Annotated in this window: 13 protein-coding genes; 9 read left to right on the top strand and 4 right to left on the bottom strand. The window is 32.5% G+C overall.

Annotated features, from left to right (window positions below):
• Positions 1-18: 18 nt before the first annotated feature.
• Positions 19-855, bottom strand: a complete 837-nt coding sequence (locus N4A35_06060) for an SAM-dependent chlorinase/fluorinase (protein MCT4580964.1) — start codon at positions 853-855, stop codon at positions 19-21.
• 194 nt (positions 856-1,049) lie between these two features.
• On the opposite strand from N4A35_06060, the gene N4A35_06055 reads away from it, so the two are divergent.
• The 6 genes from N4A35_06055 (at position 1,050) to N4A35_06030 (ending at position 6,507) form a co-directional block, all read left to right on the top strand.
• Positions 1,050-2,012, top strand: coding sequence for a PhoH family protein (locus N4A35_06055; protein MCT4580963.1), 963 nt, complete (start codon positions 1,050-1,052; stop codon positions 2,010-2,012).
• Between the two features lie 28 nt (positions 2,013-2,040).
• Positions 2,041-2,994: a phosphoribosylaminoimidazolesuccinocarboxamide synthase gene (locus tag N4A35_06050; protein MCT4580962.1), complete on the top strand. Its 954-nt coding sequence runs from the start codon at positions 2,041-2,043 to the stop codon at positions 2,992-2,994.
• A 146-nt stretch (positions 2,995-3,140) separates the two neighbouring features.
• On the top strand, positions 3,141-3,431 hold the full coding sequence (locus N4A35_06045; GenBank protein MCT4580961.1) for a hypothetical protein: 291 nt from the start codon (positions 3,141-3,143) through the stop codon (positions 3,429-3,431).
• Between the two features lie 62 nt (positions 3,432-3,493).
• Positions 3,494-4,426, top strand: a complete 933-nt coding sequence (locus N4A35_06040; protein ID MCT4580960.1) for a transporter — start codon at positions 3,494-3,496, stop codon at positions 4,424-4,426.
• A 10-nt stretch (positions 4,427-4,436) separates the two neighbouring features.
• Positions 4,437-5,297 carry a hypothetical protein gene (locus tag N4A35_06035; protein ID MCT4580959.1) on the top strand — a complete coding sequence of 287 codons (861 nt, stop codon included), beginning with the start codon at positions 4,437-4,439 and terminating at the stop codon, positions 5,295-5,297.
• A 67-nt stretch (positions 5,298-5,364) separates the two neighbouring features.
• Entirely contained in the window at positions 5,365-6,507 is a 1,143-nt protein-coding gene (locus N4A35_06030) for a cytochrome-c peroxidase (GenBank protein MCT4580958.1), read from the top strand.
• 48 nt (positions 6,508-6,555) lie between these two features.
• On the opposite strand, the gene N4A35_06025 is transcribed toward N4A35_06030, so the two are convergent.
• The 3 genes from N4A35_06025 to N4A35_06015 all read right to left on the bottom strand — a co-directional run bounded on the left by N4A35_06025 (position 6,556) and on the right by N4A35_06015 (position 9,425).
• Positions 6,556-7,362 carry a universal stress protein gene (locus N4A35_06025; protein ID MCT4580957.1) on the bottom strand — a complete coding sequence of 269 codons (807 nt, stop codon included), beginning with the start codon at positions 7,360-7,362 and terminating at the stop codon, positions 6,556-6,558.
• Between the two features lie 82 nt (positions 7,363-7,444).
• Complete coding sequence (locus N4A35_06020; protein MCT4580956.1) at positions 7,445-8,623, bottom strand: toxin-antitoxin system YwqK family antitoxin; 1,179 nt, start codon at positions 8,621-8,623, stop codon at positions 7,445-7,447.
• A gap of 4 nt (positions 8,624-8,627) precedes the next feature.
• Positions 8,628-9,425: a hypothetical protein gene (locus tag N4A35_06015; protein ID MCT4580955.1), complete on the bottom strand. Its 798-nt coding sequence runs from the start codon at positions 9,423-9,425 to the stop codon at positions 8,628-8,630.
• Between the two features lie 210 nt (positions 9,426-9,635).
• Here N4A35_06015 and N4A35_06010 point away from each other — a divergent pair, with 210 nt between their 5' ends.
• The 3 genes from N4A35_06010 (at position 9,636) to N4A35_06000 (ending at position 14,525) form a co-directional block, all read left to right on the top strand.
• Positions 9,636-10,304: a hypothetical protein gene (locus tag N4A35_06010; protein ID MCT4580954.1), complete on the top strand. Its 669-nt coding sequence runs from the start codon at positions 9,636-9,638 to the stop codon at positions 10,302-10,304.
• 23 nt (positions 10,305-10,327) lie between these two features.
• Positions 10,328-10,924: a hypothetical protein gene (locus N4A35_06005; protein MCT4580953.1), complete on the top strand. Its 597-nt coding sequence runs from the start codon at positions 10,328-10,330 to the stop codon at positions 10,922-10,924.
• Between the two features lie 73 nt (positions 10,925-10,997).
• The gene (locus tag N4A35_06000; GenBank protein ID MCT4580952.1) at positions 10,998-14,525 is read left to right on the top strand and encodes a hypothetical protein; all 3,528 of its coding nucleotides are present in this window, start codon (positions 10,998-11,000) and stop codon (positions 14,523-14,525) included.
• Positions 14,526-15,169 lie beyond the last annotated feature (644 nt).

Genomic DNA, 15,169 nt, shown 5'->3' with positions numbered 1-15,169 from the left:
GAGACTTTAATAGGGGAGTTACTGCATGAAAAAATCCTCTTCAGGTTCCGGTTTCTTTTCTTCAAATTCAATAGTAATGGTATCGGTAATTTTAAGTCCAAAGAGTTTATTGGCACCACCTCCAGAACCTTCAACACCTTTGTTGATGGCAATTTCTAGATAGCCAGAACTGCTAAACAATGCCACTTTTTCTCCTTCTGGAACCTCATTATAATTCTTTCTAATTTTAGAAATAGTGTAACCAGCGCGTGTTAAATAGATTTTGAAATCACGCTCTTGTTTGATTTCGTAGAATAGCTTTTGAGAAATATTGGTAATCACATTACCATAAGAATCAATATAAATAACGGTTCCTTTAATTACATTACTTTCTGCTGTAGCTCTAAATAACTGACGCTTTTTAATGTCTTCAACTTGTTTTCCAATAACTTCTGGAGTTCCTCCTCTGGCGATGTGACAAGCAGCTTTTACAAAAACATTTTTGGTCGGAAAAGATTGATTAAAAGTATCTTCAATAATATTTAATTCAAAAACTTTATCTGGTTTTCTTGAAAATAATAAAGAAAAGATACCATTATCGGCACCAATAAAATAATGATTGTTATATTCAATTAATACATGTTTCGTTTCTCCTTTTTCAAAAGGGTTAATTCCAATTATATGTATCGTACCTTTTGGAAATTCATTAAAACAATTACGAAGAACAAATGAAGCTTGAGCGATATCAAAAGGGGCTATTTGATGACTAATATCAACAATTCGAACGTCGGGCAATTGACTGATAATAGCGCCTTTAACAGCTGCTACATAGTAATCTTTCAGCCCCATGTCGGTTGTTAATGTGATTATTCTCATTTTTCCAAAAATACGCTTTTATTGCGACTTTTCAACAGTTGTATAGAATTACTAAATATATTCAAATAAAACCAATAATTATGTCGTAAATATAAATTGGTATGATTAATTTTGAAGCTCAAAAATAAGCAATAAAAATAAAAAATCAGCAACCATTGAAGAGATACTTTGGGCTGAAGTAAAAAAACAAGAATTTGCACGAAAAAATCATCGAAATAAAAGGAATAAATCCTGTAGATATCCTTGGAGCTAATAATGCTAATTTAAAGCAACTTCAAGCTCATTTTTCACGTTTGAAAATTATCAATAGAGGTAATTTTTTGAAAGTTTTAGGAAATGATGAAGACACCAAATTATTTGAAGAAGCAATTCAATTAATTATTCGTCATTTTGAACGTTATAACAATATCACACAAAGTAATATTGAAAATATTCTGAACGCTAAGAGTAGAGTGCATGAAGATGATCGTAAGAAGAACGATGTTTTGGTATTTGGAAACAAGGGCTTAAAAGTTTCAGCAAGAACTCCTAATCAAAGAAAAATGGTAGAGGCTATAGCAGACAATGACATGTTGTTTGCGGTTGGGCCTGCTGGTTCGGGAAAAACATATACAGCTGTAGCATTGGCTGTAAGAGCGCTTAAGAATAAGGAAGTAAGAAAAATTATTTTAACTCGTCCAGCTGTAGAAGCAGGTGAAAATTTAGGTTTTTTACCTGGAGACTTAAAAGATAAGTTAGATCCTTATTTACAGCCTTTGTACGACGCTTTAAGAGATATGATTACTCCAGAAAAACTAGAAGAGTATATAGAGCACAACGTGATTCAAATTGCTCCTTTAGCCTATATGAGAGGGCGTACATTGGATAAAGCATTTGTGATTTTAGATGAAGGGCAGAATGCTACAGAGAGCCAAATTAAGATGTTTTTAACGAGAATGGGGGAGTCTGCTAAATTTATTGTAACTGGAGACCCGACACAAGTTGATTTACCGTATAATCAGAAGTCAGGATTAAGGATAGCAACCACTATTTTAAAAGATATCAAAGGAATTGCAATTGTAGAATTAAATGAGCAAGATGTTGTTCGACATCGTTTAGTTAAACATATTATTAAAGCATTTAAAAGTAGTGCTCAACAGAAAAAGGAGAGCAAATAAAACGAATAAACCAAATCACTAAATTGAGATGAAAGCGATTACACAAACAGATTTTAAATTCCCTAATCAAGTCAGTGTTTACAAAGGTAAAGTAAGAGACGTTTACAACATAAATAATGACTTCTTAGTCATGTCAGTTAGTGATCGGATTTCTGCTTTTGATGTTGTTCTACCCAAAGGAATCCCTTTTAAAGGACAGGTATTAAATCAATTAGCAGCAAAGTTTTTAAAAGCTACTGAAGATATCGTTGATAATTGGAGCATTGCTACACCAGACCCTAATGTAACTGTAGGTCATTTATGCCAACCATTTAAGGTAGAGATGGTGATAAGAGGCTACTTGACAGGACATGCATGGCGAACCTACAAATCTGGAGAAAGAGTATTATGTGGGGTAACAATGCCAGAAGGAATGAAAGAACATCAGCAATTTCCAGAGCCAATTATTACACCATCTACTAAAGCAGATTTTGGAGAGCATGATGTGGATATTGCTAGAGAGGATATTATCGCAAAAGGAATTGTGAGTGAAGAAGATTATGTATTGCTCGAAAAATATACTAGAGAATTGTTTGCCAGAGGTACTGAAATGGCAGCTAAGCAAGGTCTGATATTAGTTGATACCAAGTATGAATTTGGTAAAAAAGATGGAAAAATTTATCTTATTGATGAAATCCATACCCCTGATTCTTCTAGATATTTTTATGCTGAAGGTTATCATGAGCGGTTGGCAAATGACGAGCCTCAAAAGCAATTATCAAAAGAATTTGTGAGGGAGTGGTTGATGGAAAACGGCTTTCAGGGAAAAGAGGGACAACAAGTTCCGGAAATGACGGATGAATTTGTTGCTTCTGTTTCAGAACGCTATATAGAGCTTTATGAGCAAGTATCAGGAGAAAAGTTTACGAAGGAAACCTCGGAGGATGCACTTCAGAGAATAGAGAAGAATGTAAAAGCATATTTTGAGAAATACATAAGGTAAACTAACGAATATCATGTTTTATATTGAATTAATGAGTACCTTTGTTCTAAGTGAATAAGCTATATCTAAATAGTATAATTGTATTTTTTATTACTTCATTGTTTTTATCAGTAATGATTCAGACATGTATGCTGGTTGATTATCACATGAATCAAAAAGAATACGCAGAGAAGTATTGTGAAAATAAAACCAAACCTGAGCTCAACTGTTTAGGATCATGTCATTTATCTGAACAACTACAGTTGACAAATAATATCCCTGCGCACAGTACAGAAGAAGTATTCTCTGTTGTAGTGTCTGTACTTGCTTTTCAACAAATTCAAGAGGTAGAATTAGCTTTAGATAAACAAGAAGAACAGTCTCCCTCTTATTTAATCGCTTCGTATACGAATAACCAATATTTATCTCCTATCTTCAGACCTCCAATTTTTATTTAATCAATTACAATTCTAGTAAAACTAACGAATTCGTAACCTTTGGTTACTTAAAGATTAAATAAATGAAGAAAACAATTCTTATTTTATTAATAATTCGTTCGTTTGTTGCTTATTCGTGTGATAATTGTAATGTATATTTAAATATATCACCTAATGATTATCGAAATTCATTTGGATTTTACCATCATTCAAGATTTATGTATGGAAAGTATAATGAATTAGGTCAAGTATTATTAAAACACGGAGGAGTAGAAACCAGCCAATTATTAAATAAAGAAGTAATAGACATCTATAAAACGTATGAATTAAGAGGTACTTTTTATCTGAAAGATAGGTGGAAGACAATGTTTACCTTACCTATAGTAGATAATACTGAAAAGATTGACGGATTAGCAAAATATAGGATCAAAGGATTAGGAGATCCATTATTGATTCAAACCTATCAATTGTATAATACTAAGCAAACTTCAGATACAACTCAAAATATAACTCATAGAGTTACTATTGGAGGAGGGGTAAAATTACCATTAGGAAGTATTTCTAAATCATATGCTTTTGGAACGCCAAATTTAGATTTGCAGCCAGGTTCAGGAAGTTGGGATTTTTTGTTCTTGACGACTTATGCTTTTAGGTATAAAAGTCTAGGGTTTTCAACGAATCTTAATATTAAGTTTAATACCTATAATCAAGATAATTTTAGATATGGAAACACCTTAAACCTTAATGCTAATATCTTTTACATTAAAGAAGTAAAAGGACTAGTATTGATGCCATTTTTGGGATCTTATGTCGAAAAGTTTGAGAAAGATTATGAACAGGCGATCATTAATGATTCAGGTGGAGCAACCTTTTTTGGGAATATTGGTCTTAAATTATATAAAAACAATTGGAGCTTAAGTGCTCAATACCAACATGTGTATGCTACTCAATTAAATGGAGATACACAATTATTTACAACCTACAGAACGTCTGTAGGATTAAATTACAATTTTTAAAAAAAATACAATGAAAAATACAAAAATATTAATAGCAGGAATTTTAGGGGTAAGTTTAGCTTTAGGTACTACATCTTGTAAAAAGAAAGGATGTACAGATTCAGCAGCAACAAATTATGATGCTAATGCTAAAAAAGATGATGGTTCATGTGAGTTTGATACAACATCAGGAGATGGACATGATGGAAGTCATGTGATGATTAAAATGAATCATAAATATGATGGAGCTACAATAATGCCATCCGATTTCAATGACTTGAAGTATACGAATGATATGGGAACAACGCATAGCATCACTAAAATTCAGTATTTAGTTTCTGATTTTGTTTTGTATAAAGCTGACGGGGACAGTATAGTTGTTGAAGGATATAATTTTGTAGATTTTGATAATACCAATTCATTTGCTTATTCTTTTCCTGATGATGTTCATGTTCCTTATGGAGATTATACAGGAATAGGATTTACTTGGGGATTTGATGAAGCTGATAATACTGATGGAGCTTATGCAGATTTAAACGCAGCAAGTTGGTCATGGCCTGCAATGATTGGTGGAGGATATCACTTTTTGAAGTTTGAAGGGAAATTTATTGAATCTAATAATGATACTACTGCTTTTGCATTTCATAATGGAACGGCTTCAAATAATGGAACACATGAAGCGAATCATTTCTATGTAAAATTAAATCAGTCATTTAATTTATCAAATGATGCTTCGATTAATATAGATATGAATTTTGCTGAATGGTTTAAAAACCCTAATCAATGGGATTTAGATGCAATGCACGCGATGTTAATGCCTAACTATAATGCACAAATTTTGATGAATCAAAATGGACGTACAGTATTTAGTTTTGGTTCAGTAACACAATAATCAAGTGGAATATTAATTATAAAGCCTAGTCTCTTGTGTAGGCTAGGCTTTTTTTGTAAATTGAGTAATGCGTATATTTTATAAAATAGGATGGGCACTTGTTGGGGTTTCAATAGTTTTTACAAGTTGTAGAAAGCCTAAGGGGTGTACTGATGATTCTGCATTGAATTATGATGTAGAGGCTGTTAAGGATGATGGATCATGCGAATATGAAATTTATAATCCGACAGCTTATTCATTAGAAGTGCCTTATACCTTAAACCAATACTTACCAGCCCCAAACTTACCAGAGGATAACCCATTAACAGAAGAAGGAGTCGAACTAGGACGGAAGTTATTTTATGAGAAGAAATTGTCAGGAGATAATTCGCAAAACTGCGCCAGTTGTCATAAACAAGAAAATGCTTTCACAGACCCTGATCAATTCAGTACAGGGATAGATGGTATTCAAGGAAATAGGAATGCAATGCCTTTATTTAATATGGCATGGAATTATAATGACGAGTATTTTTGGGATGGAAGAACAGCGACTATTGAAGGGCAAGCACATGATCCAGTTGTTAATCCTATAGAAATGCATGAAATCTGGCCTAATGTCGTTTCAAAATTGCAGGCAGATGCCGAGTATCCAAAACTGTTTAAACAAGTTTTTGGAACTGATCAGATAGATTCTATTATGGTTGTTAAGGCAATCGCTCAGTTCGAGAGAACGCTTGTTTCTGGAAATTCTAAATTTGATAAATATTTAAGAGGTGAAGCACAGCTAACACCATCAGAACTGAGTGGGTATAATATTTTTATGGATGAATCTGGTGGGGATTGTTTTCATTGTCATGGAGATCCATATAACCCTTTATGGACCGATAATTTATATCATAACAATGGTTTAGATGCTACTTTTACGGATATAGGTCGTGAAGCAGTAACAGGAGATCCCGCAGATAAGGGGAAATTTAAAACTCCATCATTAAGGAACTTAATTTATACGGCTCCATATATGCACGATGGGAGATTTCAAACCATTGATGATGTCATTAACCATTATAGTGTAGGGTTACAATATTCACCAACACTGGATCCATTAATGAAAAATATTGGAGTAGGTGGGGTTCAATTAAATCCACAAGACCGATTAGATCTAAAAGCTTTCTTATTAACATTAACAGATGAAGACTTTGTAAATAATCCAAAGTTTTCTGATCCAAACTAAAAAAGGGAACTTTAATCAGTTCCCTTTTCTATTTTATATATTAAAGCCTTAGAAATACCCTACAGTTGAATCAACTGTTTTGATAATTAATGTTGGTATTTGATCTTTATTAGTAATTAAGTCTTGGGCAAAAGTGTCGAATTGAGCAAAAACTTTTTCAGTATAATAAGCTACAGAAATTAAGTCAGCTCCATGTCTTTTGCTAAAATCTAATATCTGTTCTTGATAAGCTCCTTTTCCTTGTAATTTAAAAGCTTTAGCATCATTGATTCCTTGTTCAGCTAACTGTTGAAGTGCTATTTGTGCATAGTTTTTAATCTTTCTCTGCATGGCTGCTTCACTTTTAGTTTCGTAAACAACATTGACAGTAGCTCCTAATGCTTTTGCTAAATTAGCTGTTGAGTTCAAAATCTGTAAACTTTCTTTAGAAGCAGTAACAGGTAGTACAATTTTATTGATGTCTCTACTAATTAATTTCTCTTGAACGACCATAAAAGGAACATTGGTACTGGTAATAACCTTAATTGCAAAACTTCCAAACAGTTTTTGCATACCTTTTGCTCCATGTGTTCCCATAACAATAACAGAAGCTTTAACTTCTTCAGCTACTTTGCCAATATCATCGAAAATACTACCGACTTCAATTCGATGGCTAACACCTACTTCTGTTTGATCTAAAGTTTTTATTACAGCTTCAAGCTTAGTATTCGCAGCTTGCATGTCTTTAGTGTTTTTAACTACATGTAAAAGTAAAACATCAGCTCTAGTCTGCTTTGCAATTGTAATAGCATCTTTTACAGCAGATTCTGCGACAGGAGTAAAATCATAAGGAACAAGGAGTGTAGATCGTCTCATAGTAGTTTCTGTTAAATTGTTAGAGGTAAATTTAATGTAATTATTATTTTTTAACGTGTTTAAAGTGAATTTATTTCAAAAGTTAATTGTTCATTAAGTTCTGAATCAACTGATCATCTTTATATAGTGCCTTCTCAACAATAATTCCTTTTTCATCGTAGGCTGTACCAATTCCGTTTCTAAGTCCCTTGTGGTAATTATGCTCAACTTTTAATTGGCCACTTGGGTAGTAATAATTCCATGTCCCAGTTCGATCACCGTTTTCATATTGTCCTGTATGAGAGAGTTGACCTAACAATGTATAGAATTTCCATTTTCCAATTTCTACACCGTTTTTATAGGTTCCAATTTGTTTTTGATTTCCTGAATCATAAAACACTTTCCATTCACCTTCTTTTATCGAATTGGTATAAATACCCGTATAATATATTTGTTGGTTGGCATAGTATGTTGTCCAAACCCCTTCTTTTTTATCATTGATATAGTTTCCTTGAATAAATATTAAACTTTTCGTTGAGTCAAAAAATTCTTGGTATTCTCCTTCTATTTTATTTTTTTTATAAAAATACTTATTCATAAGGTTTCCTGAAGGGTAAAAGCCCTTAAAATCTCCATCTAATAAACCGTTGTTGTAGTGGCATTTTTTTTGAATAATACCTTCGTAATCTTTGTAGTAACCAATAAACTCACCCTGAAAGATGCCTCTGTTCTTATAGCCTTTTTCCTGAATGTAACCATTGTCAAAATAAGCAGTCCAATTACCACTTGCTAAACCATTAACCATTGTTGTTTGGTACCTCAGTTTACCATTTTGGTAGTAGCCTTTGAAAGGACCATGAGGACTACCATTTATATAGTTAGAAACTTCTTTAAGTTGACCATTTTCATGGTAAATGATCAATTCTCCATGGAGGATGTCATTTTTGTAATTCATGATTTGGTAGGTTTCACCATAAGGGTAATAAGTGGTTGATTTTCCCTCTAACTTACCTGCAATAAAAAATAACTTTTGCTTTAATTGTCCTGTAGTATAGTAATCTAACCATTCTCCTTCTAATTGATTGTTTTTATAATGACCAATTTGCCATAAGGTTTGATTGGGGTGAAATATTTGATACAAACCCTCCTTGTCTCCATTGGTATTTACAAGATAGATTTCTTTCACCGTTTTAATAGAATCATTGTAATAAGTTCTAATGGTGTCTTGTCCCATTAGTTGTGGAGTCCATAAAAGCAATACCAAATAGAATAGGGGTCTCATAAAGTTATTTTATTTCAACTAATAATTGTGTTCCTTCTAGAGCTTTTCCATGACCGTAGTTTAGAATTGCAGCAAGTACATATTTACCAGGTGTAATATTATTAGGAAGCGTTAGCTCAAAAGTTCTTTTTTCTCCAGGAAAGACTCTATTCTTTTTCGGTTTATATTTGGTCTCTTGCGCTGTAGTCATATCAGCAAGTAATAATTGTACGCTCCCTTCGAAGATTTTATCTCCAATATTCTCAACGACAACATGGAACGTTTTAACAGAGTCTTTTTGAGAGGTAACTTCTTTAAGGTTATAGATTTTCCCTTTATAATTTTGATTGGTTTTTGGAGATTGACTCACTAATACAGCAATTCTAGGAGTGACTCTAATTCCTGTAGCCAATTGTTTGTCTACATCATTTCCACTTTGTTCAGTACTTGCTTGTACATATATCATTCCCCATTTGGTAGCATAACCATCTTTAGGTACGGTCATTAATACAGTTACTGTTCTTTCTTCATTAGGGTTTAGTTCTAATAAGTTTGGAGTAACAGTAATCCAACTCGCACATGATCTTTTTGAGGTCCCAGCAGCTTTACGAACTTTTTTACCGCTTTCATCAATTTCATAATCTCCAAAATTAAATGTAAAAGATTGTTTGATGTTAGCATGATTTCTGATAGTCATTTGTTTCTTTTGAATTTGTCCAGGATTAGCTTCAAAATTCATAACAACAGGAGCAACCTCAAAATCTTGTGCTTTGATTATGTGAATGTTAAATAGGAATAGTGATAAAATAATAAGATTTTTCATAAGTTTATTTTCATAAATAACAACGCAATAATACAGAATTATTTAATACAAAAAGAAGAAAAATTAAGAATTAAAAAACTGTTAATTCTCTTATCATTGAAAATAATATGCTCATCAAATAATTAAATATTTCGATAAAATAACTCTGTAAATATTTTTTTTTGGTTTTCATAATCGTTAACATTGTGATGAACTAAAAAATAAATTATTATGAAAAAGTTATCTATCCTTGTTTCGGGATTACTATTGTGGGGAGCAACTACGTATGCTCAAGCGGTGAGAGACAGAAATGTAATTCCTTTAGCCGTGAATTTGAATGAAGTGTTAAGAATGACAATTACTGATGGTGGTAATATTGAGTTTACTTTTAACTCTATTGATGACTATCGTTTTGGTATATCTGGTGATGCAGCAACTTCTGGTTCAGCAAATCCAAATACTTCAGATCCAATGTATGTTTCTAATTTTACTATAGCATCATCTACTAGATGGGAATTGAGCTATGGAGCAGAAGAAGCTACATTTATTGGTACTGATAATCCAGCTAATACCTTAACATTGGATAACGTAGGTTTTTCTCTAACTTCTAATGGAACTCATACTTTAGGTACTGAAGTTACTTCTGCACCAACAGTTGATGGAGCACAAGTCTCAGCATTAGAACAATTTCCAATTGTATTAATTACTGATAACGGAAATATTGCTTCAAGTGCAGGAGATGTTACAGATAATGATTTTACAATTACTTGGAGATGTGGTACTGCTGAAGTTGGTGGAGCTCCATCAACAATGAACCCAACTGTGTTATTAGAGCAAAATCCAAGTCCAACACCAGATAGATATATCGTAAATGTGTTGTTTGAATTAGCTTCTTTATAATAAAGGATAAATCGAATAATAGGTTGGTATTCTTTGTAGGGTATCAACCTATTGTTGTATTCAATGGTAATATGAGAAAGTCCCCATTTATATGCTTTGTTATTTTTTTTACAGGAGTGTTTAATACACTAATTCTTGCTCAAGATAATACTGCTCGCCTTACAACACTTATTGGTTCTCACATTGAATTTAATTTTAATTCTATCGATAAATATAGAAATGGAATTAGGATTACAGATGGAACAACTTTAGGTGTTTCAATGGAAGATTTAACAGGCGGAACATTAACTGGATGGCATCTCGATTTTCAATCTTTTCTTTCTCAACCAACTATCGATGGAGGAGGAGGGAATACTTTACCACTTAATACTATCCAAATTGAAGCAACAGATGCAAGTGGAAATTTGGGTACTGCAACTTTTAATGGATTGCAAGATTTAGCAATAGCTCCAGGAAATGAACTAATGAACACTATAGATCCAGCTCATATACCTGCTGATGCAAATACCCACCAAATTAACTTAACTTATGAGTGTGGAATTGCTAATGGAAGTTTGTTAGGAAGTACAGCTGATTATTATACCATAGAAGTTGAAGTTATTTTAATCCCAGACTTTTAACCCCATAGTTTTGATTAAGAATACTACTTATTACTTTATAATCTTGATAAGACATAACCTATATATTATTGTAATGCTATTGTTAGCAGGTGCTAATTATGCTCAAAATCAAGATTCGATTGTGTCTATCACAGATTCTATTAATGTAGACACTAATTCTGTTGCATTACCTGATGTGGATACAACAGATATAACATCGGTTAAGGATACTGCCATTAACCCTAATGTTACGGACACTTCCTCAATTGTTGATGCTTTTATCGCTGAGGATACTGTTAAAAAAATTATTAGAGATATTGAAATTGAATTTATAAAGCAAAAGGTCGAACAGTCGGCTGACTCAATTTATTTTAATGTCTGCAAATTTACGAATACTACTAATAGTCCTATTAGTGGTAAGATTAGGATTAATGTACCCAATGGGTGGCATTTAATCGCAAACCCCTCAATGGAAATAACGCTAGAAGCTAATGATTCAATAAGTCTGCCTGTTCGTCTATCTATACCTAGAAATGCAGTTGGTGGAATGGCTTATGTAATTGATGCATCTTTTGAAGCAAAAAATGGATATTATTCTGGTGCTGCTTATGTTAAAATACCCCTGAAAACCAAGTGGGATATGTATTTAGAACATAGTACTATTTATTTCAATGAATACTTTGAAACTGTCCAATTTGATTTGCATGTGAAAAATAAGGGGAATGCCCCAGAGTTAATAAATCTTCAGTTTGAAGTAGGTAAATTACTAGATATTCTTGAAGTTAACGAAAACAAAAAAGATTACTTTGTTAAAGTACCACCTTTAACTGATACAGTATATACATATACGGTAACGAGAGCTCAATTGACAGAAGATAAACGTCAATTTTACACCCAAATTTGGGACGAATCAACCATTAAGGTTAAAGGAATTTCAGGGAGCACGAATAAGTCCAGAAGAGACATGCTTTGGGTAAGAGACTTGGATAATGCCTACATTCATAATAGACAAGAAAAATATTCTCCGCTTAATGTTGAAGCAAATGTTTTCAACCTGTTATCATCTAATCAACCTAAATTGAATTTAGGAGCTTATGGACATTTACAGTTTAAAGGAGAGCATGATTTAAACTATATTTTTCAAGCTAGAAACTTATTTTACCGACAATCGGGAACGTTAAACTATTTTGAAAACCCAAATAATTATACGTTTAGAATTGTCTATAGATGGTCAGATGATTTGGTCGCTGAAATAGGGGAGATATTTAACAATACGATGCATTCATTAAGAGGTTGGGGTGTTAAAGCTTCCTATAAGATAACTGATAATGATGAAGTTAATGCTAGTTACATAATAGGGAAGTTCTTTCCTAATTGGAGTTCATCTGTTCTATACAAAAGAAAAATTAATAACTTAAGAGTATGGGGGGGAGCTACTTATGAAGATAATCAATATTTGCATTACCGTGCCTTATCACCTGAAGTTGGAGCTGCTTTCTCTCCCTATAAAAACCATACATTGAGAATAGGTTTAATGGGAACCAATGCGGTTTTTGATAATAATCAAGGCGTTGGAGTACCCGCTGATTCTACTGTTTTAGGTTTTTCGTATATGGCTAGTTATAGTGGAGTATGGAAAAAGTTTAGGTTTGGTGGAACAACAAGAAATGATCAATTTAACTTCATTAGAGTTAGACCATCAAATAAAATTAATGGATACTTTAGGTATATGATTAATGCAAAAAGTCGTATAAACTTAATTGCTAACTACAATTCAGTTAGTACTTCAGGATATGTGTATAGCCCTTTTTATAATGGATCATATAATAGACAGGCAATTTATAGAGCCACCTACTTAAACCGATTGTCCAATAGTCTAGTATTAGAGGCTGGACCTATGATGAGAGAGTTGAATCGCTTGTTGATTCAAAGTGATACAACAGCTGAGAATTTCACTAATTATTTTGGAGGTTTATTTATTTTATCTAGAATAAAAATGGATGAATTTCAAATGTTAACTCCAAGTTTGTCTGCCGGGTATACTTATTTTAGAAACCGTTTACAACCTGATGTTACCATAAGAGAGTTACCAGCGATTAATTTAGGATTGAGTTACGTCAACAGAAATATGGGAGCTAGTGCTAATTATATTTATGGGCCCAATTTCTTTGTCAGTGAGGCATTTTTTGAAAATGATGAACCTATTAATTATGAAACAGTTCAAGCCAGGTTACATCATACTAGAAAGTTTTATGAAAAAAACATTACCTGGGGAAATTATTTGACGTATTTCTTAAGACTGCCATCTAATAGACAAAATTTTGTTTTGAGTACCATGTTAGATTTTAAATTACCTTATAGGTGGTCAGCGAATATGCGTGCTAATATCTTTACCAATAGTGTAGATGAAGAGACAGCAGGTGTAATTACTCATAGAAACTTTAGTATGAACATTGGTGTAAAAAAATCTTTTGATATTCCACAACCTAGAATAAAGTATTATGATGTAACAGCTATTTGTTTTAATGATTTAGATGGTGATGGGATTAGAGGAGAAGATGAACCATTATTATCAAATATTAAATTAAAATTATCAAGAGATCGGGAAAAGAATGTGGATGATTTCATTAGGTTTGGAGAGCAAGAGTTGGTCTCAAATACCCAAGGAGAAATCCTTTTAAAGGATATTCCAGAAGGTTCTTATTTAGGGGATTTTGAACCGCTGTTTAATTTAGGAAATTTATACAATGCAAAAGGAGATAACCAAAGCATTGAAATTACTCAGGATATGGATTTATATATCCCTTATGTTGAAAGTTTCCAAGTTAATGGAAAAGTTTCATTAATTAGAGATGAATTCAGCGATAAAGGATTGATTAATGTAAACGGGGTTAGGGTAGAGGCTGTGAATGAAAAAGGAGAAACTTTTGCCGCTCTAACAGATTTGAAAGGGTATTATACATTAAACGTTCCGCAAGCTGGATATTTTACAGTAAAAGTAACAAACGTATTTGGAGAAGGGTTTGAAATAGATAAGGATAAATTCTTGATTCAGTTTGATGGGTTTAAACATTATACCGTAGATTTTACTTTCTACGAAGGGAAAAAAGAAGTCAATTTTGGAGATGGCCAACAATTCTTTAACTTTAAAAGTTTAACTGAAACTCAAGGTAATTCATCTAATGATGATGAAAATACAGGAGCTACTGAAGATAACCCTGATAGACAAAGTAATCAAAATGATAATGCTGAAATAGAAGCAATTGAAGTGGCTTTAAATGCAATGCAACCGAAAGAGGCTTTAGCAGAAGAAATAAAGCGTATTTCAACAGAAAATGAAAAACAGATAACTGATATCGTTGAAACAAATATTAAGTATATCGTTGAAATTGGAATGATAGAAGCTAATATGTCTCCTGACTATACTCAAAAACTTAAAGCGTTACAGCTTAATGCTACACCAATAAAAGTTAATGGGATCGTGATTTATGCATCTCCTGTTTTGGAAACATTACAGGATGCTGAAAACTTATTAAATGAACTAATAAGAGTTGGGTTCACAGAAGGTGTGATAGCAATTTCTTACCAAGGTAAAGTGTTAAGAAAAGAGATTAATGAATAAGTAGTTATTTTCCGATGAAGCTCATTAATTGATCTCCTTTTTTTATTGTTTAGCTCAATTATATTATTACCATCAATTTTTGTTCAATGTTTGGAATCAGTCTCTGAAATTTAAGATTAATTTTTGGTGTTTGTCTCTAGTCTAAAAGACCTAAGTAATATTATTATAGCACTTTTGATTTATTAACACTACTATGCTTAATATCAGTTAGATATATTATAGTTAACTGGTTGTTTGTTGATAAGGAATTTGGATTATTTATAATGAGTAATCTAACTTTGCAAATGTAGTTGAACTGCACAAAAATCGTTAAAAAACGACCGTTTAATAGAAAAAAAGATAGTTATATACCCTAATATTTTAAACTTAGTTATCATTAATTATAGTACCTAGTCTTGTACGAAGTTATTACTTCTAATGAATAAAGGTGCTCTAAAACATAATAATTAATTTGAAACGCTATCATAAAAAAGCACCTATTCCAATGCACAAATCGACAACGATAATAATACTATTCTTAGGGTTAATTTTTTTAGGAGAGTCTTATGGGCAAACCCTATTAAGTGAGTCATTCACCTATGAGGGACAAGGCGCGTATAGCTCACCGTTATTTGACGGATCCAAATCCAAAACCACCGGCGGAG

The sequence above is a fragment of the Flavobacteriales bacterium genome, from assembly GCA_025210295.1.
Taxonomy (GTDB): domain Bacteria; phylum Bacteroidota; class Bacteroidia; order Flavobacteriales_D; family Parvicellaceae; genus S010-51.
Note: the sequence above shows the minus strand (reverse complement) of the source record. Positions and strands in the feature narration are given on the sequence as shown.